Genomic DNA, 20,892 nt, shown 5'->3' with positions numbered 1-20,892 from the left:
CTTTTGTTTGCCAATTTGTGCCAAACTATTATTACTATACCACTCATTAGTGGTATAATAAAAACAATATGTGAAACGAAAAAATAATAAGGAAGGAAAATATGCAAACAAGAAGAAATTTATCTATGCTCAGTGATTTTTATGAATTTACTATGGCTTATGGATATTTTGAAAGTGGAATGAAAGATACGATTGCAGTTTTTGATGCATTTTACAGAAAAAATCCTGACGGCGGAGGATTTTCAATTTTTTCTGGCTTAGATGATATTATTGATTACGTAGAAAATATTCATTTTGATGAAGAAGATATTGAATATTTTAGAAAAAATACAAGATTTTCAGAAGAGTTTTTATCTTATTTGAAAAATTTTAAATTCACAGGAGATATTTGGGCATTTCCAGAAGGATCAGCAATGTTTCCATCTGAACCGATTGTGACTGTAAGAGCTCCAATAATTGAAGCACAAATTTTAGAAACTTATTTGCTTTTATCATTAAATTACGGCTCCCTTGTTGCTACAAAAACAAATAGAATTGTAAGAGCTGCAAAGGGAAGAACTGTGATGGAATTTGGGGCAAGACGTGCTCAAGGTCCTGACGCTTCTGTAAAAGGAGCAAGGTCTGCTTTTATAGCTGGAGCTCCAATCACATCAAATACCCTTTCAAGTCAAATGTATGCTTATCCTGCTGGCGGAACTATGGCTCACTCTTGGGTTCAATCATTTGATTCAGAATACGAAGCATTTTTGGCTTATGCAAAATTATATCCAGATAACTGTATTTTATTAATTGACACCTACGATGTTTTAAAACAAGGTTTGCCAAATGCTATGAAAATTTTCAAAGAAGTTTTAGAGCCTTTGGGACTTACTGGCGGTGTAAGAATTGATTCTGGCGATCTTGCCTATCTTTCAAAAGAATGCAGAAAAATTTTGGATGAAAATGGCTACAAGGATGCAAAAATTGTCGCAAGTAATTCACTTGACGAATACAAAATAGAATCTCTACTCCAACAAGGAGCAGAAATTGATTCATTTGGAATCGGCGAAAGATTAATAACAGCAAAATCTGATCCAGTTTTTGGTGGAGTTTATAAACTTGTTCAAGTTGAAGATGAAAAAGGTAAACTCGCAAAAATAAAAGTATCAGAAAATGTAGAAAAAATTACAACACCTGGTTTAAAAGAAGTTTACAGATTATACGACAAAAAAACAGGCAAGGCAGAAGCTGATTATATAACCTTAAAAGAAGAAAAAGTTGATGAAACTAAACCACTTGTAATTTTTGATCCACACTTTACATGGAAGATGAAAAGAATGGAAAATTATGAAATTCGAAAAATGCAAATTCCAATTTTTGAAAACGGAAAAAAAGTTTATGAATCTCCAAAAATTGAAGAAATAAACGAATATTGCAAGTCTGAAGTAAAATCCTTGTGGGATGAGGTAAAAAGATTTGACCAACCTCACAATTATTACGTCGACCTTTCTCACGATTTGTGGAATTTAAAACAAAATCTAATAATGAAGGCTATGAGCAAATAATGATAGCCATAATTACTGGCGCAAGTTCAGGCATAGGCTATGAATTTGCAAGGCAAATTGACAAAAAAAATTATGAAGAAATTTGGTTAATCGGAAGAAGAGCCGAAAAACTTAAAGACTTATCAGAAAAATTACAAACAAGGGCAAGGATTTTTGCCCTTGATTTGTGTGAAGAAAAATCTTTTGAAACTTTAAAAAAAGAATTAGAAAGTTCAAATAAAAAAATTGGACTTTTGATAAATTCAGCCGGCATGGGAGAAAATGATTATTTTAAAAACACAAAATTAGAAAATGACATTAAAACTTTGGATTTAAATATAAAAGCTCTCACAGCAATGACAAAAATTTCCTTAGATTTTTTCCAAAAAGACGGAATAATTTTAAACATATCTTCATCAGCAGCCTTTATTCCGCAGGCAAAATTTGCCCTTTACGCTGCAAGTAAGTCTTATGTTCTGTCATTTTCAAGAGCTGTAAGGAGAGAGTTTAAAGATATAAAAATTTCAGTTTTATGCCCAAACAGAGTTGAAACAGAATTTTTAGAAAAATCAAACAATAATTCGGGTGGAATAAAAAATTTAGGAAATGAAAATCTAGAAAAAATGGTAAAAAAAGCCATAAAAAAAATTGGCAAAAAAGATTTAATAACAACTCACCCAGCAGCAAAACTTTTATTAATAATTTCAAAAATTTTCCCCCATTCTTTTATAATGTGGATTGAGAAAAAACTTTCTATGTATTAATTTTTTATTTCAAATTAAAAAGAAGGCAAGTGTGCATTCTCAGACTGTTGATAAAGTATACAAAACCTCATGCTAAGAATATCATACGGAAAAAATTGATTTGATTTCAAATTTTAAAATTCGTCAAAAAAACGCACTGTTTGAGCGTTAGCGAGTTTGCGTTTTTAGAATTTTGGAATTTAGAAATCAACAATTTTTGAAGTCCGATATTCGTGCTTGAGGGTTTGTAGACGCTTTGAGAAGGCAAGTATGCCTTCTATTTTTTTGTAACTTTTAATGCATCTAATCTTTTTTTCATGTATTTTTTATTTTCTTCGACGTTATCATACATCAAAGATATTAAAAGTATGTCCATAACTGTTAGGTAAAGAATTCTTGCGTTTAAGGATTCTGTTCCGTGTTCGGATTCTATTGATGGCAAAATCATAGCCTCATCTGAGATTTTTACCATTTCAGATTTTGGATTTCCTGTAAGGGCAATAATTTTTGCCTTATTTTTTTTGGCAACTTTTGAAACTTCTATTACCTCTAGCGTTCTTCCTGAATGTGAAAATACAAAAATACAGTCGTTTTCGTCCATCTTTGTGCAAGCACTTAGTTGCATGTGAGAATCCGAAATATAATTTACCATATATTTTGTTCTCAAAAATTTATGATATGAATCGTAAGCTATGGTTGCTGATCCTCCCATGCCAAAAAAGTGAATTTTTTTGGATTTTTTTATCAAATTTAAACAAGATTCAAAAGGAATATTTTTAATATCTTCTTTTAGCGTATACATTGATTGAATATTAAACGCCATAATTTTGTTAGCTATTTCATCAGGGCTGTCATTTTCATTTACACTTGTTATAGCTGTAAGTAGCGAATCGTCAGAATTTTTATTTATATTTGTAGCTAAGTTTAATTGAAAATCTTTATAGCCTTTAAAGCCAAGTTTTTTTATAAATTTAAAAATTGATGCTGTGGAGCTTTCTGTTTCTTCAGCAACATTTGATATAGTTTTATTTAATATTTCATCATCTAATTTTAAAAAATATTCTGCATAAAAATTTTCCGTTTTTGTAAAGGTACTTTTTTTAGACAAAATAATTCTTTCTAAATATCGGTTCAAAATATCCTCCAATCTATTCTTACTTATATTATACATAAATTTGTAAAAATGAATAGAAATTTTTATTTGCAAAATTTTTTTGTTTTTTTATTGTTTGACAAGTAAAAATTTTTTTCGTATAATTTATTTAAATAATGAACTACAGATAGTCTTACAATTTTTTGAAAAATATTTTTTTAAAAAATTATTTGAAAAGGTTATCAAAAAGAAAGGAGTTTATATGAAAATAGGTTTTTTGGGACTTGGAAAAATGGGTTACAACATAGCCTTAAATGCCATCGACAATAATTTTGAAGTAATCGGCTATGATGTAGATGAAAATGTTAGAAAAAAAGCAAGCAAAGATTTTAAAATCGCAAATTCTATTGATGAACTTATAGGAAAATTAGATGATGTAAAATTTATTTTATTGAGTTTGCCTGCAGGAAAAATCACTGATGACATGATTTTTCTTTTAAAAGAAAAACTTAATAAAGACGACATTATAATTGATACTGGAAATACTAATTACAAAAAAACTTTAGAGCATTACGAAATTTTAAAAGAAAAAAATATTGGTTTTCTAGATTGTGGAACTTCTGGCGGAATGAGTGGTGCTAGAAACGGTGCTTGTCTTATGGTTGGAGGAGAAAAAAAATATTACGATCAAGTAAAAGATTTTTTTGAAGCAATTTCTTGTGAAGATGGACTTTTATATACAGGACGTGCTGGTTCTGGTCATTATTTAAAAATGATTCACAATGGAATTGAATATGGAATGATGCAAGCTATCGGCGAAGGATTTGCCGTTTTGGAAGCTAGCGAATTTGATTATGATTACGAAGATGTTTCAAAAGTTTGGAATCACGGATCTGTAATTAGGTCTTGGCTAATTGAACTTGCCCAAGAAGGCTTTGCCAAAGATCCAAAACTTGATTCTCATTCTGGCGTTATAAATGCAAATGGAGAATGTAAATGGACAGTTGAAGAAGCACTAAGACTTGACGTTCCTGTTCCAGTTATTTCTAATTCTTTGTTTGTAAGAAATACAAGTAAAATAGATGTTGATGATAATTTTTCTAATAAAGTTGTTGCTCAACTAAGAAACGGTTTTGGCGGACACGATCTTGTAAAAAAGGATAAATAAAATGAAAATTGCTATTGTAAATTCTAGTAGTTTTGGAAAAATTTTCCCAGACCATATAAAAAAACTAGAAAAAATTGGACAAGTAGATCGCTTTGAAGTCGACCAAAATATAGATGGAAAATCTCTAGGTCAAATGCTAAAAGGCTACCAATATATAATAGCGAGCGTTACACCATTTTTTGATAAAGAATTTTTTGAAAATGTAGATGATTTAAGACTTATCTCAAGGCATGGAATTGGCTACAACAATGTAGATTTAACTTGTGCAAAAGAAAAAGGAGTAATTGTTTCTATTGTTCCTTCTTTAGTAGAAAGAGATTCAGTTGCAGAAAATAATATTACAAATCTATTGGCTTTGATGAGAATGACTATAAATTCTTCCAAAAAAGTAAGAGATGATAAGTGGGAAATGAGAGCAAATTTTGTAGGAAATTCTCTCTACCACAAAATTGTTGGCGTAATCGGCGTTGGAAATACCGGAAGCCAAGTTGCAAGAACACTTAGAGAAGGTTTTCAATGTAGAGTATTAGGCTATGATCCTTACAAAGACAAATTAGAGCTAGAACAATTCGGCGTAGAAAAAGTTGATTTTGAAACACTTTTAAAAATGTCTAATGTTATTTGTTTATGCGCAAATTTAACCAAAGAAAATTATCACATGATAAATAAAAATACAATATCAAAAATGAAAAATGGAGTTTATATATCAAATACCGCAAGAGGCGCTCTAATTGATGAAAAAGATATGATTGAAGCTTTAAAAAATAAAAAAGTAAAAGCTCTTGCAACAGACGTTATGGAAGTTGAGCCTGCAAGAAGTAATCATCCCTACTTGCAATTTGATAATGTAATAATTACACCTCACACATCAGCCTACACAAAAGAATGTTTGTATGCAATGGGAGAAAGTTGTGTAAATGATGTTTATAATGTACACAATAAAAAACTTCCAAAAAGATGTGTACAAAAAGAAAGTCCCTTTGTGGAATAAAAATTTTTAAAAAAATTTAGGAGGAAAAAAATGGAGACCTTATCTGTAGCAAAAAGTTTATTAATAGCTTTGTGGGTTGCAGGCGTTATGTCACGTTGGCTATTGGGTGGCGCATCTTTAACATTAAGATTTTCGCCATTAATGACAGGCCTTGTTGTAGGAATTGTTATGGGAAGAGTTGCTGATGCAATGATAGTAACTGCAAGTTTGCAATTAATATATATGGGAGTATTTTCTCCAGGTGGCTCAATGCCATCAGAACCTGCAGTTGCAGCCGCAATAGCAGTTCCAGTTGCTCTATTAGGAAATTTAACACCAGAAGCATCAATTGCCATTGCCGTTCCAGTTGGATTTTTAGGATCATATCTTTACCAATTTAGATTTTTCCTAAATACCTTTATAGGCAAAAAAACTGACGTCGCAATTGAAAAAATGGATGAAAAAGCAATCAAAAGATCAATAATAACATATCCAACTATAGCATCTTTTGTTTTATTTGTTCCATTAATCTTTGTAGCTTTATATTTTGGCGCACCAGTAATCGCTGATGTTGTAGCAAAACTTGAAGGAACAGTATTTTTACACATACTAGATGTAGTCGGCGGAGGACTTGCCGCAATCGGTATCGCAACAACAATTTATGTAATAGGTAGAAAAGATTATTTGTTATTTTTCCTATTAGCATATTTTTTAAGCGTAATTTTAAAAGATATGAATGTAAATATGTTAGTTTATGCAATTTTGGGAACAATAATTTCAATTTTGGCAGTAGGAAATAAAAATCAAGCCAAAGAAGATAAAGAAGTAAAAACAGAAACTTCAGGCGAACGTGAAATGACATTTGAAGAAGAAGATGACTTTTAGTAGGAGGTTTTAAAATGCAAGATATAAAAAAAGACGAAATGGCTCCAGAAGAATTAGAGCTAAAAGATGTTAGAAAAGCATATTTAAGATGGCATTTCGCAAACGAAATTCCTCACACTTTTGAAAGATATTTGGCACCTTCCCTCTTATATGCAATGATGCCAGTTTTGAAAAAATTATATAAAAATAAAGAAGATTTGAAAAAAGCTTACAAAAGACAATTGTTATTCTTCAATACACAACTTACTTGGGGCGGTGGAATAATCACAGGTCTTATGTCATCAATGGAACAAGAAAGAGCCCTTCAAGAATACAACAACGAAGAAATAACTATGACCGATGATTTGATGTATAATACAAAAGCAGGACTAATGGGAGCTCTTGCAGGAATTGGCGATGCAATTGATTCAGGAACAATCCAATATATTTTTATAGCAATAGCAATTTCTTGGGCACAAGCAGGATCCCCAATGGGAGCTTTGTTTCCATTCGTAGGATTTTCCTTATACCAAGTTTTTATCGGAAGATTTTTTGCAAAACAAGGATTTGTTTTAGGTAAAAACGCATCAAGTTTATTAAAAAGCACAGGAGTTCAAAACGCAATAAATATTTTATCAGCCTTGGGACTTTTTATGATGGGAATTTTGGCAGCAAATTATGTAAAAGTAAGCTCAGCATTAAAATTTACAATCTCAGGAAAAGAATTTGTTTTCCAAGAGCTTTTAGATAAAGTATTACCAGGAGCTTTGCCATTAGTAACAGTTCTTGGCGTATATGTTTTTTATTTGAAAAAAGGTTTAAAAGTTACTCAAGCTTTATTAGGCTTAACAATAATTTTAGCAGTATTAGCAGGAATAGGAATATTATAAAATGGGAAAAGTAGTATTAGGTAGAGTTGACGAAAGATTAATTCACGGACAAGTAATGATTACCCTATCGCAAAAAGACGGAGTAAATTCAATTTTTGTAGTAGATGATGTCGTTTACAACGAAACTTTTATGAAAGATTTATACAAAAGTGCTGGAAATAGAACAGGAAAGAAAACAATAGTTTTAAACGAACAAAGAGCATTCTACTATTGGGACAAATACAAATTTAAAGATTATAATTGTATCCTAGTTGCAAAAAGCATAGATGTATTTTATAAATTAATCAAACACGGCGTTGAAGTTTGCGAATTAAACGTTGGAGGAATAGCAAAAAAAGACGAAAATGATTTGTTAGTTACAAAATCAGTTTATCTTAACAAAGAAGATGCAAAAAAATTAAAAGAGTTAAGAGAAGATTATAAAATAGACAATATTTATTTTCAAGCAACCCCATCAGCACCAAAATCAAGTTTAGACGAAGTTTTAAAAAATTTTGATTTATAAATCATTTAAGCTCCCCTTGAATTAAGAAAGGATAAAAAATGATAGGAATACTAATTGTAAGTCACGGAAAGCTTGCACAAGGATTTAAAAGTTCAGCAGAAATTATTTTTGGTCAAGCAGAAAACATAGATTATCTAGGTTTATATCCAGAAGATGACATAAATAATTTCAACGAAAAAATAAAAGAAAAAATAATAAATTTAGACAAAGGCGATGGAGTAATTGTCTTTACAGATTTAATTTCAGCATCCCCTTACACCCAAAGCCAAATTGCCATATCAAAATTAGAAAATAATGAAAAAATATCATTAATAGGAAATTTAAATTTCCAAATGCTAATTCAAGCAATAAATGGCCAAGTCTTAGAAGAAAACATAGACCAAGTTGTAAAAAATATCCTAGAAATCACAAAACAAGAAGTCTTAGAATGGAAATATGAAAAAATACAAATAGAAAACCCAGATGAAGATGATGATTTTTAGATAAAAATTTTTTTCCCTTACAAATCGTGCTAGAAAATATCCCTAGCACGATTTTTTTTATTTTAAAATTAGATTTAAAAATACCAAGGCTAATATGTTTAACCTTGGTATTTTAATTTAATATTTTCTGATAGTTAATAATTAATTTTAGGCTTATTATTGGGAATTTAATTTATTTGATTAATTCTAGTGGTGAATCTACTTTTTCTTCTACTTTTTCACCTTTTAGATATTTAATTGCTGTTTCTAGAGCGATTTTTCCCATTTCCTTTGGTTTTTGAGCAACTGTTGCTGACATTGAGCCTTCTTTTACAGCATTTATTGCGTCTTCGTTTCCATCAAATCCAACTACAACAATATCTTTTCCGCTAGCTTTTATTGCTTCTATTGCTCCCAATGCCATTTCATCGTTTTGACAAAATACTGCTTTTACATCTGGTTGAGCTTGAAGTAAATTTTCCATTACTGTCATTCCTTCTGCTCTATCAAAGTTTGCAGTTTGGCTTGCTAATAGATTTATTTTTCCATCTGTAGCTTTTTTAAATCCTTCTCCTCTTTCACGAGTTGAGCTTGCTCCAGGAATTCCTTCTAGTTGAATAACTTCTGCGTTTTCTCCAATTTTTTCAAGAATAAATTCGCCTGCAAGTTTACCACCTTCTACGTTATTACTTGCAATTAAACTTACAATTTCTCCCTCATCAGAATTTCTATCAACGCATATTACAGGTATATTTGCTTCGTTAGCTTTTTTTACTGATGTTGAAATTGCTGTTGAATCTACTGGATTAATTATAATCAAATCAACTTTTTGTGTTATAAGATCTTCTACTTGGTTGTTTTGTGTTGAAGAATCATTTTGTGCATCTGTTATAATTGTTTTTGCGTTTGCATCTTTTGCTGCCTCTTCAACGCCTTCTCTTATTGATACAAAAAATGGATTGTTTAAAGTTGATAAAGAAACTCCAATTTTATATTCGCCATCTTTGGCTTTTGTTTCTTCTTTTGCATTACTAGATGCATTATCATTTTTATCTTGTCCTTCAACGCTACAAGCTGTGAATGTAAACATAGCTATAGCTAAAACTGCCAATATTCTTCTAAATTTTTTCATATTTTTCTCCTATTTATTTCTCTTTCTGTCTATTAGAACTGCTATTAATATTACAATTCCTTTTACTATTTGTTGATAGAAACTTGAAACTCCCAATAAATTTAGTCCGTTATTAAGGACTCCTAAAATTAAAATTCCTATTAATGTTCCTGTTAATGATCCACTTCCACCTGTCATACTTGTTCCACCCAAAACTACTGCTGCTATAGCATCCATTTCATAGGCTGAACCTGCTGTTGGTTGAGCAGAATTTAATCTTGATGTAAGTACAAGACCAGATATAACTGCCATCAATGCACTTATTACATATACAAATGTTTTTGATTTTGCTATATTAATTCCTGAAATAAAACTTGCTTTTTCATTTCCTCCAACGGCAAATATTTTTCTACCATAAGAAGTTTTATTTAAAATCATCCAAAGTATTATATAAACAATTATAAATAAAATAACTTGGAAAGGAATTCCTAAAACTTGTCCTTTTCCTAAAAATTGGAAAGCAAAGTCATCTCTAGGTCCTGCTATTGGTCTACCGTCCATAAAAACTAAAGTAAGTCCTCTAAATATTGTCATAGTTGCAAGTGTTACTATAAATGGTGCAAGTTTCCCTTTTGTAATTAACAAACCATTTATTAGCCCCAAAATAATAGCTAATAAAATAGCTACAAGTATAGCAAGAATTGTATTTGTTCCATTTTGCAAAAGCCCTGCAAAAATTGCTGAGCTTAAGGCAAGAGTTGAACCAACTGAAAGATCAATTCCTCCAGTTAAAATTACAAAAGTCATTCCTAATGCCACAAAACCATTTATGATTAATTGGCGCATCAAATTTAACAAGTTGCTAACTTGCAAAAATGCTGGATTAAGTACGCTCACAAAACATATCAAAATAAGTAAGGCAACTATTGTCCCTAAATTTTGATTTTCTTTAAATCGATTTTTTATATTACTCATAACCTTCCTCCTGTTGCAAGGGTCATTATTTTTTCTTGGCTAGCATCTTTCTTTAAAAGTTCTCCTTGTATTTTTCCTTCATGAATTACATAAATTCTATTTGATAAACTTATAAGCTCTGGCAAATCGCTTGATATAAGTATAATTGAAACTCCCTTATTAGTAAGGTCTTTTATTAAATCATAAATTTCTCTTTTTGCCCCTACATCAACGCCCTTGGTTGGCTCATCAAGGATTAATATTTCTGGACCAATCGCATACCATTTTGCAAAAACTACTTTTTGTTGATTACCTCCAGATAAATCGCTAATTTTGCTTTCTGATGATTGGGTCTTAACTTTAAAACTATCTACCAAATTATCTGAAAGATTTTTTTCTTTTGCTTTATCTATAAAAGAATTTTTTGAAAATTTGTCAAAATTTAACAGAGAAATATTTTCTCTAATTGATTCATCAAGAATCAATCCTTCTTCTTGCCTATTTTCTGTTACAAATCCAATTTTATTTTTTATTGCATCTGCTGGATTTTTTATTTCTATTTTTTTACCATCTATAAATACTTCTCCACTATCTTTAGGATCAAGTCCAAATACTGATCTCATAATCTCTGTTCTTCCTGCTCCCATAAGCCCAGAAATACCAAGGACTTCTCCTTTTTTTGCTTTTATATTTATATCTTTAAAAAATCCTTCTCTATTAAAATTTTTAAGCTCTATCTTTACATCAGAAATTTCAGCATCCATTTCAGGATAAAAATCTCCAATATCACGACCTACCATATAAGAAACAACTTCTCTTTCATCAGTCTTATTAGTATCCATTACTGATACGGATTTTCCATCTCTCATTACTGTAATCTTATTAGTTAATGAAAAAATTTCTTCCATTCTATGAGAAATATATATCATAGAAACATTTTTATCTCTTAGTCTTTTTATTAGCTTAAATAATTTGTCAATTTCATTATTTGTAAGTGCAGATGTTGGCTCATCAAGAATTAGAACATTTACTTTATTTAAGTTAGCCTTTGCTATTTCCATCATCTGTCTTTGCCCAACTGAAAGTTCAGAAACTTTTGTTTTTGGATTTATATCTAAATCAAATCTTTCAAGAAGTTCTATACATTTTTTTCTCATTTTTGCCTTATCAAGAAAAATTCCATTTTTTATTTCATTATTCATAAAGATATTATCCATAACTGTAAGCTCTGGCCAATCAGATAATTCTTGGTGGATAAAACTTATTCCATATTTTTTGGCTACATTTGTATCACTTATGTCAACTTCTTTGCCATCAATTAAAATTTCTCCCTTATCTTTAGATAAAACTCCCGACAAAATATTCATCAAAGTAGATTTTCCTGCTCCATTTTCTCCTACCAAAGCATGAATTTCTCCATCATTTAAGGTAAAATCCACTCCTTTTAAAACATCATTTTTACCAAAAGACTTGTAAATATCTTTCATTTCAATTTTCATAAAATCCTCCTAAAAGATATTCTTTGACCTTAAAATTATATTTGAATAAGGTGTATTTTCTCCAGTCCTTATAACAAATTTAACGTCTTTTAATTTTTTCTTAAATTCTTCATGAGATATATATTCGCATTCAATATCTGGCAAAAGTTTTTTAATATTTTCTTCTTGACTTGGATTTTTTTCTTTGATTTCTTTTGCCAAATAATAATATTCGCAACCAAAATCACTAAGCAGAATTTCTAAAACATCTATAAACTTAGGTTCGCCAAGTTTAAGTGCTAAGTCAATCTTTTTGTCAGAATCAATTGGAAGACCACAATCTCCAACAGCTATTAGGTCTGTGTGTCCCAAATCAGAAAGTCTTTTTGAAATTTCGCTATTTAATATTCCTTTTTCTTTCATACATTCTTCCTTTCAAATTCTTTTACATCACAAAGGCTTGGAATAGATATGCTAGCCCCGCTTTTTGTTACAGAAAGAGCTGACGCTAGGCTTGCAAACTTCAAAGAATCTCTTACACTTTTTCCTTGATAAAAATATGATACGAAAAATCCTGTAAAAGTATCTCCAGCTCCTGTGCTGTCAACAGATTCAACTTTTATTCCTTCTTGTTTAATTTTTTCATCTTTATTTACAAAAATTGATCCTTTACTTCCAACAGTTACAATCAAATTTATATTTTTATAAGTTGATGTAAAATAATCAATGCTCTCATCCACACTATTTTTATTTGCTATATTCTTTGCCTCTATTTCATTTACCAAAAGCAAATCTATTTTATTAAAATCAAATTCTTTTATCTCATCTGTTATTGGAGAAGGATTTAAGACTATTTTCATTCCCTTTTCATAGGCCTTATCTATCAAATATTTCATAGAGCTTATTTCATTTTGCAAAAGCAAAATGTCATCTTTATCAAAATTATCCAAAACTTCATCTATAAATTTTTTGTCATTATCAAAATTTGCTCCCTTGTAGAGAACTATGGAATTTTCTCCCCTATCATCTACTTGGATAATCGCATTTCCAGTTAATTTGTCAGATTTTTTTATATACTTTGTATTTATATTCTCACTTTTTAAATAATCAATAAGAAAAACACCATCATCTCCTACGCTTCCTGCGTGATATACATTTTCAAAACTTTTGCTAAGAGCAACAGATTGATTAAGTCCCTTTCCACCTGGTCTTTTTTCAATGCTTTTTGCACTTATAGTTTCTCCTGGCTTTACAATATTTTCTACTCTAAAAAATATATCAATATTTAAAGAACCAAAATTTAGTATTTTCATTATTTTTTACCTACACTTTCTCCACAAGCCACAAAAGGCTCTACCATAACTTTTTTATTATTTTTTCTTCCATTTATCAAATCATCCGCCATTTCAATAGAAGATTTTGCTATCATTTCCAAATTTTGGTCAATTGATGTTAATTTTGGACTAATTAAATTATTTAAAAATAAATTATCATAACTTATCAAAGAAATATCTCTTGGAACTTTTATTTTGTTTTCATCAAAATATTTCAAAAGTCCGTATGAAGACATATCAGCAAAAGAAAAAATAGCATCAACTTTTTTTTCTAAAAAAATTTTTCCAGCCTTGTAACCACCTTTATAAGAATAATCCCCATGAATTATATTTGAAGAATCAATATAAATATCATTATTCATAGCAGCTTTTATGGCACCAGATAATCTTCTTGAAGAATTTGCAGTAGACCTTGGACCTATTAAAAGCCCAATATTTTTAAATCCTCTATCAATTAAATATTGCATGCCCAAAAATCCACCTTTTTCATTATTGCCAGTAACTATGTGAGTTTTTCTATCATCAAAATCAACCTCATCCAAAAAAATAATATTATTTTTTCTTACTAGCTCGTCGTCTAAATCTTTCATATTTCTATCAACTAGCAAAGATGCTCCAATAACATTGCTAGTAATCATATTAATAAATTCTTGCTTTTTAATATTTTTATTATTAGTATTGTGAATGTACAAAAAATAAGAATATTTTTCTGCATAATAAGTAAGATTTTTAACTAACAAAGAAAAAATAGGATTGGAAATATCTGGAATAAGAGCCATAATCACATTGCTTTTTTTACTAGCAAGAGCTTTGGCAAAATTATTTGGATTATAACTAAGAGTATTTGCCGCTTCAATTACTTTTTTTCTAGTTGCATCCGATATTTTGTTGTTAGTATTATTCAAAACCATAGAAACTGTTGTAATAGATACTCCAGCAAGTTTTGCTACATCTTTTATATTCGCCATATCGACCTCGTTAAAACGTTTTAATTAACTATAATATATTCTTTTATTAAGGCTTTGTCAATAGATTTTTTTCTACCTATTAAAAAAAATATGAAAATATTTAGCAAATTATTCTATAAATATCTCACAAATTATAAATTTTTTCTTTTGCTTTTTAAAATATTTTTATGCTTTAATTAAAACAAAATTATACTTTTGCACGAATTTAAAAATAAAAAATCGCACTGATAAAGTTTTTTCTTTATCAACGCGATTTGTGTAAATAATTTTAATTTTTATTTGGAAAAAACATCTGAAATTACTTCTTTTATATTTTTCATCTCTTTTATTTCTAAATTTTGATATTCTTTTTTATCTATTGAACATTTTCCTATATAGGCTTTTTTGTAGCCTAGTCTTTCTATCTCTTTTAGTCTGGATTTTATTTGCGGAACTTTTTTAAGCTCTCCTGTAAGTCCTACTTCTGCTATAAAAACTGTTTTGTTATCGACTGGTTTTTTTAAATATGATGAGGCAATTGAAATCATTATGGCAAGATTTACTGATTGCTCTCTAATTTTTAGTCCGCCTGTTGCTTTTATTATTACATTTTCGTCAAATAGATTAATTCCTGCTCTTTCTTGTAAAATTGAAATCAAAGTATTTAAGTCATCTTTTCTCAAACTATCGCCGATTCTTTGGGGATAGGGCATAAATGATTTTGAAACCAAGGATTCTATTTCAATTTCCAAAAGCCTACTGCCTTCTTTCATAACAGAAATTGCTGATCCTTCAATTCCCGAATCTCTTTCTGTAATAAAATATTCCGACGGATTTGTAATTTCGATTAGACCTTCTTCTTGCATGGAAAATAATCCGACTTCGCCCGTTGGTCCAAACCTATTTTTTGTACTCGTCAAAAGCCTAAGGTCATCTTCGCTTTCTCCATCTAAAACTAAAACCGTATCTACCAAATGCTCCAAGGTTCTAAGCCCTGCCATTTCTCCTGATTTATTCATGTGGCCTACCATAATAAAGGCTCTTTTTTTCTCAGGATTTTTTGCAAGGTCAACGCATTTATTTGCGCATTCAATAGTTTGGGTAGGAGAACCTTGTTTGTTATCAAATTCGTTTAGAAAAAATGTTTGAATTGAATCTAAAATTACAATATCGGCATCTTTTTTCTTTATTTCAATTTCTGCAAGATCCATTGAATTTGTTGATAAAATCCAAATATTTTTTGAAATTTCTCCAATAATTCTATCAGCTCTTGCTTTTATTTGAGATTCACTTTCTTCTCCAGAAACATACATTACCTTAAAACCATCTTTCGCATAAGACGAAGACAACTCTAAAAGCAAAGTAGATTTTCCAGCTCCAGGTCTTGCTGTCAAAATTGAAACAGAATCTCTTACAAGTCCTCCGCCAATCGCCCTATCAAATTCGTCAAAAGAAGATTTTATTCTTTCAAACTCATCAAGTTTTACTTCTTTTAATAGCCTTGCCTCATTTTCAAAATCAAGGGAATTTTCTTTTGATGATGTCCTTTCGTTTTTTATAGTTTTTTCAATTAAAGTTCCCCATTTGCCACATTCTGGGCATTGACCTGCCCAAACATTTTGAACGTGACCACAATTTTTACATTCAAAAGCTCTTTTAAGCTTTGCCATTAATCTCACCTAGGACATAATTTACAGAAAATTGCTCGCAAGCTTTTTTTGGATCTTCCTTATAAATTTTTTCAAATTTATCTCTCAAAGTTTCCTTTTCATCAATTAATTTTTCAATACAAGAAAGATAAGTTTTCTCCTGACAGCTAAGTCCAGCTTTTGCTAAAGAAATAAAATATCTTATCCATTCACAAATAGTTTTCCCCTCATATTTTGCATCAAAGCCGTGCTCTTTTGCATCCATTTTTAATTTTTGACAAGAATCATAAGTCATATTTTTAAAATCTTCTCTCAATTTATTTAGATTTTCTTCATTATAAAATAAACCCTTGATTAAGGCTGGAAAAGAAAGATTGTATGGATAAGAAACTGCATCAGGCATCCTAATTTCTATATATTTTTTAACCCTAACATCAGGAAAAACTATAGAAAGAGCGTGAAAAATAATCTCATCAGAAAAATCTTTGTCCATTATTTTTTCAAATTTTGTATTCCCCTTATAAACATCTTGTCCATCTTCATGAACAAAAATTATATCAGTGTTTAAAATTTTTTCTGCATATTTTTCATAAGACATATCATCATCAAAGGCAAAATCATAAACGCCCGTCCTATTTTTGTCACAATATTCCCAAATTTCTTGGCGAAGATTTTTATTTTCATAAGGCTTTCCTTGGAAAATATAGGCATTGTCATAAAGAGTGTACATAAAAGGTGCAAGAGCATTTGCTACAAAAAATTTCTTTTTAAAATCTTTTTCATCTGAAAAATCTATGGCAGATTGAACACTTGCAGTTCCTCTCATCATATTTAAAGCATATTTTCCACCAAATTCAGTAAAATATTTTTGCATATATTTATACCTATCTTTTGGAATAATATTCAAATCCATTATTTTTGATTTTGGATGATAGCCCAAGGTTTCAAGATATTGATTTTTTTCATCAAAAATCGGAACAATTTCTCCCATAATTTTTTTATAAGACTTATCCAAATCATTTATATTTTTTTTAGCATCAATTGCAAGTTCAAATTGACCAGCAGGTTCAAGATTTACAGCAATATCTTCTTTTCTAAGTCCAAGAATATATCCATCTTCCTCGTTTGTCACAGAAAAACCCATACCCTTTAAATCTTTCAAAGTACTGCCCACGCCCTTTTCTCCAAAATAATCATAAGAAAAAAGCTCATCTTTATCTATAACAAAATGCTCCATTTCTAGACCAATTTTAAAATTTTCCTTTTGGCTTTCGCCAGATTTTATATATTCAACAATTTTATCTTTTTTTTCTTGATAATTCACGACATCCTCCACTTTCTAGACATTTTTCTATTCTTAATATACCCTTTTTACTTTAATAATAAATTTGCTTATATTTAATTTAATAATCTTATCAAAAGCAAAATAATTTTAAATATTTTATCTTTTTCTTGTAAATGTATATAATATAATTAAGAAAATTTAAAAATCCTTACGTGATTATATTTAATAAAAATATAATTTAAATAGTAAAAAAGGAGGAGATATGAAAAAGAAATTAGCACTAATTTTTACTATGGCTTTAATCTTTTCATCTTGTAGCGGAAAAATTATAAAAAATAATCAAAAAGAACCTGAAACAAAAAGCCAAACAAAAGAAACTCAAAAATTAGAAGAAGATAATTCAAACGAAAAAGTTTCTCAAAAAACAGAAAAAGACAATGTAGATAAAAAAATCGCAAAAGATAAGACAGACCAAAACGAAAATCAAGAAACAAATACTACCAATAATCAAAATAATTCAGAAAACAAAACTCAAACTGTACCAACTCCTAGCCAAAAAAAATCTTATGTAACATTTACAAATCCCGACCTATCAGACAATTCTAATAATTATCCTGAAGTTTTAAACGATTTAAATGGAAAAGAATTTCGATTTTCATCTGGAGCTGGCGGCTGGTGGACTATATTAAATTTTACAGAAAATGGCAATTTTACAGGTGTCTATAAAGATTATGATGCTGAGAGTGTAGCTGTTTGTGAATTTAATGGAAAATTCTCAATTGATTCAAAAGTAGATGAAACTTCCTATACTTTAAGACTTGATAGAGCAGAAATAAATAGTCCAGTAAATACTGAAGAAGTTCAAAATATTGATGGACAGGATATGACAGTAAAATATGTCGATCTTCCTTACGGATTTGAAGCAAGTGATGAAAAAATTCATTCTTTCCAAGATAAATTTACCTTATATCTTCCTTTAAGAAAAAGATCAGAAATGAGTGATGATGTAAACTACTGGTTAGATATAACTATTAATCCATTTATAGAAAAAGACATAAGCAGAGTTTACATACTTGTAAACGAAATAAATCAATTTCCTTTCAGGGAACAAGTAAAATAATGAAAGCATATTATAAAAAAGATAAATTTATTTTTGAAATTGAATATAATGAAAAAATTGAAAAAATTGCTTTGGTTGATGAAGAAAAGTCTGGCAAAGAATCTTTTATTTCAGATTTTTCTTTTGAAGAAATTTCTGCCTTTCTTGATGGGAATTTAAAAAAATTTTCATTTGAAATAAATCCTCAAGGGACAGATTTTCAAAAAAAAGTTTGGAGAGAAATTGAAAAAATCCCTTATGGAAAGACTATAACATACAAAGAAATTGGCGAAAAAATAAATTCTAAGGCCTACCAAGCTATTGGCTCTGCTTGTGGGAAAAATCCAATTTTGTTGAGAATTCCCTGCCACAGAGTTGTAGGAAAAAATAATTTGGGTGGATTTTTTTATGGACTTGATTTAAAAAAATATTTATTGGAGCTTGAAAAAAATAAAATATAAATGAATTGTAATAGGAATTTTTCTTAGGAAATTTTAATAGCTTAGTCTTTTTAAAATTTCCTAAGATTTTTTTCTTTTAATATTTCATAATTTTTTTCAAAAATTTATTTACTACTTGGCTCTATCATATTGTAACAATCTCTGATTTTCCCAGTTTTTTTCAATTTTTCAAACATTTCCAAAACATCTTTTGACTCAAAAAGTCTTTTTTCAAAAGCATTGTAATCTTTTTTTTCAAAAATTTTCTTAAAATATTCAAATTCATAAAAATACAAATCTTTTTCTTTTTTTATATCAATAATTTCAAGCTTTCCATCTGAAAAACATTCAATTTTTTCTGCCTCTTGAATATTTCCCAAAACTTTTATATAGCCTTCTTCGCCTTGGATTATTATATAATTTTCACTTTTACTGTCTTTGGCATTGGTAAATGATACAGAAAAATCTCCATAAGAGATCAAACCTTGCCCTGCAATATCAACGCCGTATGGATTTATATTTCCAAAATATGAATAATCTTTTCCTTTTCCAAAAAGTTCATAAATCAAATGCAAATTATAAATTCCAAGATCTGCCAAAGCTCCTGCCGAAAATTCGCTTTTAAAAATATTTTCAACAACTCCTTCTTTATATTTATCAAATCTTGATGAATATTGGGAATAATTAATCATACAAGTGGAAATTTTTCCGATTTTTCCCAAAAGATTTTTTAAAATCTCAAGGCTTGGCAAATATTTTATGGAAATCGCCTCAAACAAAAACAAATTTCTTTCTTTTGAAATTTTTATTAAATCATCAAGCTCTTTTGTATTGGTAAAAAATGGCTTTTCACAAATCACATTTTTATTTGCCAAAAGACACATTTTTGCCTGCTTATAATGCAAAGAATTTGGGCTTGCTATATAAGCAAAATCAATTTTTGGATCTTCAAGCATTTTTTTAAGATCATCAAAAGATTTTTCTGCCCCAAATTTTTCTTTCAAATAATCAGCCTTTTCAATAGACCTTGAATAGGCTCCATAATAATTATATCCGTCCATTTTTACCACAGTTTTCAAAACATTTTCAACTATAAAATTTGAACCTATGCTTACAAAGTTAATCATATAACCCCCTATTTTTTACCCTAATATAAAAAATAATTGTAGAAATTAAATAACAAAAAATAAATAAATATATCAAAGAAAGTCTTTCAAAGACTAAAGTTATTAATAAATCAATAAAAAAAGATGGAAAAAATGATTTAATATAGCCTTTGCCTATATATTTATCTCCAATCATTGATTTTGGATATTCAGTAAATATAGGCTTATTATAAAATAACAAAACTATATTCTCACTTGCCAATGTAGCAAGAATTAAAATTATAATATCAAAAAAATCTTTGATACCTACTAATTTATATTTTAACAAAAAACTAAGTAGGAAAACCAAAATTACTAGCACACCTGTAAGAAAAATTGTGAATAAATTTTTACTTAAAATATATGATAGAATATTATTTTTATTAAGCTTTTTCTTATCCTCAAAATAAATTTCATCCGAAAGACAAGCCTCTCTAAAAATAAGGGAGGTCAAAAGAGAAATAAAAAAATAAAATAAAAATATTAGTCCTCCCCTATTTATCAACAATTTCAAAGATAGATATACCATAGCTAAAATTGTAAAAATAATAAAAATTAATTTTTCATCAAAATATTTTTTGAATGTATCTTTAAAAAACATATATCCTCCCAATAAATTTTTACCCAAAATTTGGGTAGATAAATACAAGGAGGTACTATGAAATATTTTTATTGATCGGCTTATTAGTATGGATTATCTTTATCAAATCCATACAAAATAAAATAATTACTAAGATCATGTTTTTACCAATATATTATTTTATTTGCCTAGGACTTTTTTTGATTTTATTTTTGATAATTTACAAATTTTCTTTTACTTTTCTAGATTTTTCCATAATTTTTTTGATAAGCTTTGGATTTTTCTTATCCTTAAAAAGTCAAGGAGTTACAAAAAATTCTATTATTATTTTTGAAAAAATTCCTGTTTTCCCAAAATTTATAAAGTTTAAATACATAAAAAATATAGAAACTATAGAAAATTCAAAATATCCAAAGTGTAGAATTTGAGCTTATGGAAATTTTTATGATTTTTACTTTAAAGATTACAAATATATAGTGATTTTTAAAAATATTTTTGAAAATTACATAGATCATAAACTTTAACCTAGTATATGATTAAAAATCTTAAATTTAAAGCCTAGGTAAAATAAGTTAGCATTATACAAAATATAATTCAGAGCGTAGACAAAGTAAGTTTAGTAATTTATTAGTAATTCAAAATAAAATTAGGAA

General features: G+C 28.8%; 21 protein-coding genes. 10 read left to right on the top strand and 11 right to left on the bottom strand.

The annotated features are described in order from the left end of the window. The first annotated feature begins 101 nt into the window (after positions 1-101). Positions 102-1,544, top strand: coding sequence for a nicotinate phosphoribosyltransferase (locus I6H46_RS03365; RefSeq protein WP_019118992.1), 1,443 nt, complete (start codon positions 102-104; stop codon positions 1,542-1,544). Next, positions 1,499-2,287: an SDR family NAD(P)-dependent oxidoreductase gene (locus I6H46_RS03360; RefSeq protein WP_234287407.1), complete on the top strand. Its 789-nt coding sequence runs from the start codon at positions 1,499-1,501 to the stop codon at positions 2,285-2,287. The genes I6H46_RS03365 and I6H46_RS03360 overlap by 46 nt, the downstream gene beginning before the upstream one ends. Positions 2,288-2,543: 256 nt before the next feature. On the opposite strand, the gene I6H46_RS03355 is transcribed toward I6H46_RS03360, so the two are convergent. Continuing rightward, positions 2,544-3,401 carry a MurR/RpiR family transcriptional regulator gene (locus I6H46_RS03355; protein WP_019118994.1) on the bottom strand — a complete coding sequence of 286 codons (858 nt, stop codon included), beginning with the start codon at positions 3,399-3,401 and terminating at the stop codon, positions 2,544-2,546. A 220-nt stretch (positions 3,402-3,621) separates the two neighbouring features. Here I6H46_RS03355 and gnd point away from each other — a divergent pair, with 220 nt between their 5' ends. Genes gnd through I6H46_RS03325 form a run of 6 tightly spaced genes read left to right on the top strand, consistent with a single transcriptional unit; the run spans position 3,622 to position 8,238 of the window. Next, complete coding sequence (gnd, locus tag I6H46_RS03350) at positions 3,622-4,527, top strand: phosphogluconate dehydrogenase (NAD(+)-dependent, decarboxylating) (protein WP_019118995.1); 906 nt, start codon at positions 3,622-3,624, stop codon at positions 4,525-4,527. Between the two features lies 1 nt (position 4,528). Then, positions 4,529-5,518: a D-isomer specific 2-hydroxyacid dehydrogenase family protein gene (locus I6H46_RS03345; protein ID WP_019118996.1), complete on the top strand. Its 990-nt coding sequence runs from the start codon at positions 4,529-4,531 to the stop codon at positions 5,516-5,518. A 30-nt stretch (positions 5,519-5,548) separates the two neighbouring features. Beyond that, a complete protein-coding gene (locus I6H46_RS03340; protein WP_019118997.1) occupies positions 5,549-6,382 on the top strand; it encodes a PTS mannose/fructose/sorbose/N-acetylgalactosamine transporter subunit IIC in 834 nt (277 codons plus the stop codon). A gap of 14 nt (positions 6,383-6,396) precedes the next feature. Beyond that, complete coding sequence (locus I6H46_RS03335; protein WP_019118998.1) at positions 6,397-7,251, top strand: PTS system mannose/fructose/sorbose family transporter subunit IID; 855 nt, start codon at positions 6,397-6,399, stop codon at positions 7,249-7,251. A 1-nt stretch (position 7,252) separates the two neighbouring features. Then, complete coding sequence (locus I6H46_RS03330) at positions 7,253-7,756, top strand: PTS system mannose/fructose/N-acetylgalactosamine-transporter subunit IIB (RefSeq protein WP_019118999.1); 504 nt, start codon at positions 7,253-7,255, stop codon at positions 7,754-7,756. Between the two features lie 38 nt (positions 7,757-7,794). Continuing rightward, entirely contained in the window at positions 7,795-8,238 is a 444-nt protein-coding gene (locus I6H46_RS03325) for a PTS sugar transporter subunit IIA (RefSeq protein ID WP_019119000.1), read from the top strand. A gap of 172 nt (positions 8,239-8,410) precedes the next feature. On the opposite strand, the gene rbsB is transcribed toward I6H46_RS03325, so the two are convergent. The 8 genes from rbsB to I6H46_RS03285 all read right to left on the bottom strand — a co-directional run bounded on the left by rbsB (position 8,411) and on the right by I6H46_RS03285 (position 17,014). Then, on the bottom strand, positions 8,411-9,349 hold the full coding sequence (rbsB, locus tag I6H46_RS03320) for a ribose ABC transporter substrate-binding protein RbsB (RefSeq protein ID WP_004839719.1): 939 nt from the start codon (positions 9,347-9,349) through the stop codon (positions 8,411-8,413). Positions 9,350-9,358: 9 nt separating this feature from the next. Further along, positions 9,359-10,303: an ABC transporter permease gene (locus tag I6H46_RS03315; protein ID WP_004839717.1), complete on the bottom strand. Its 945-nt coding sequence runs from the start codon at positions 10,301-10,303 to the stop codon at positions 9,359-9,361. After that, positions 10,300-11,781, bottom strand: a complete 1,482-nt coding sequence (locus tag I6H46_RS03310) for a sugar ABC transporter ATP-binding protein (RefSeq protein ID WP_019119001.1) — start codon at positions 11,779-11,781, stop codon at positions 10,300-10,302. The genes I6H46_RS03315 and I6H46_RS03310 overlap by 4 nt, the downstream gene beginning before the upstream one ends. A 9-nt stretch (positions 11,782-11,790) precedes the next feature. Then, on the bottom strand, positions 11,791-12,183 hold the full coding sequence (gene rbsD / locus I6H46_RS03305; RefSeq protein ID WP_004839714.1) for a D-ribose pyranase: 393 nt from the start codon (positions 12,181-12,183) through the stop codon (positions 11,791-11,793). Then, a complete protein-coding gene (locus tag I6H46_RS03300; RefSeq protein WP_019119002.1) occupies positions 12,180-13,073 on the bottom strand; it encodes a ribokinase in 894 nt (297 codons plus the stop codon). Before I6H46_RS03300 ends, rbsD begins: the two co-directional genes overlap by 4 nt. Further along, positions 13,073-14,062 (bottom strand): LacI family DNA-binding transcriptional regulator, encoded by a 990-nt coding sequence (locus I6H46_RS03295; RefSeq protein WP_200226152.1) that lies wholly within the window; start codon positions 14,060-14,062, stop codon positions 13,073-13,075. Before I6H46_RS03295 ends, I6H46_RS03300 begins: the two co-directional genes overlap by 1 nt. Before the next feature lie 275 nt (positions 14,063-14,337). After that, a complete protein-coding gene (gene radA, locus I6H46_RS03290) occupies positions 14,338-15,711 on the bottom strand; it encodes a DNA repair protein RadA (RefSeq protein ID WP_200226149.1) in 1,374 nt (457 codons plus the stop codon). Then, positions 15,698-17,014, bottom strand: a complete 1,317-nt coding sequence (locus tag I6H46_RS03285) for a glutamate-cysteine ligase family protein (protein WP_019119005.1) — start codon at positions 17,012-17,014, stop codon at positions 15,698-15,700. The genes radA and I6H46_RS03285 overlap by 14 nt, the downstream gene beginning before the upstream one ends. A 223-nt stretch (positions 17,015-17,237) precedes the next feature. On the opposite strand from I6H46_RS03285, the gene I6H46_RS03280 reads away from it, so the two are divergent. Continuing rightward, on the top strand, positions 17,238-18,095 hold the full coding sequence (locus I6H46_RS03280; protein ID WP_019119006.1) for a hypothetical protein: 858 nt from the start codon (positions 17,238-17,240) through the stop codon (positions 18,093-18,095). Continuing rightward, on the top strand, positions 18,095-18,535 hold the full coding sequence (locus I6H46_RS03275; protein WP_200226148.1) for a methylated-DNA--[protein]-cysteine S-methyltransferase: 441 nt from the start codon (positions 18,095-18,097) through the stop codon (positions 18,533-18,535). Before I6H46_RS03280 ends, I6H46_RS03275 begins: the two co-directional genes overlap by 1 nt. Before the next feature lie 104 nt (positions 18,536-18,639). On the opposite strand, the gene I6H46_RS03270 is transcribed toward I6H46_RS03275, so the two are convergent. Both I6H46_RS03270 and I6H46_RS03265 read right to left on the bottom strand, forming a co-directional pair. Beyond that, complete coding sequence (locus I6H46_RS03270) at positions 18,640-19,641, bottom strand: Gfo/Idh/MocA family protein (RefSeq protein WP_019119008.1); 1,002 nt, start codon at positions 19,639-19,641, stop codon at positions 18,640-18,642. Further along, entirely contained in the window at positions 19,634-20,260 is a 627-nt protein-coding gene (locus I6H46_RS03265; RefSeq protein ID WP_019119009.1) for a hypothetical protein, read from the bottom strand. Before I6H46_RS03265 ends, I6H46_RS03270 begins: the two co-directional genes overlap by 8 nt. Between the last annotated feature and the right edge of the window lie 632 nt (positions 20,261-20,892).

The organism is Anaerococcus obesiensis, from assembly GCF_016599815.1.
GTDB classification, from domain to species: domain Bacteria; phylum Bacillota; class Clostridia; order Tissierellales; family Peptoniphilaceae; genus Anaerococcus; species Anaerococcus vaginalis.
The sequence above is the reverse complement of the archived record's forward strand: the minus strand, read 5'-3'. Positions and strand labels throughout refer to the sequence as shown.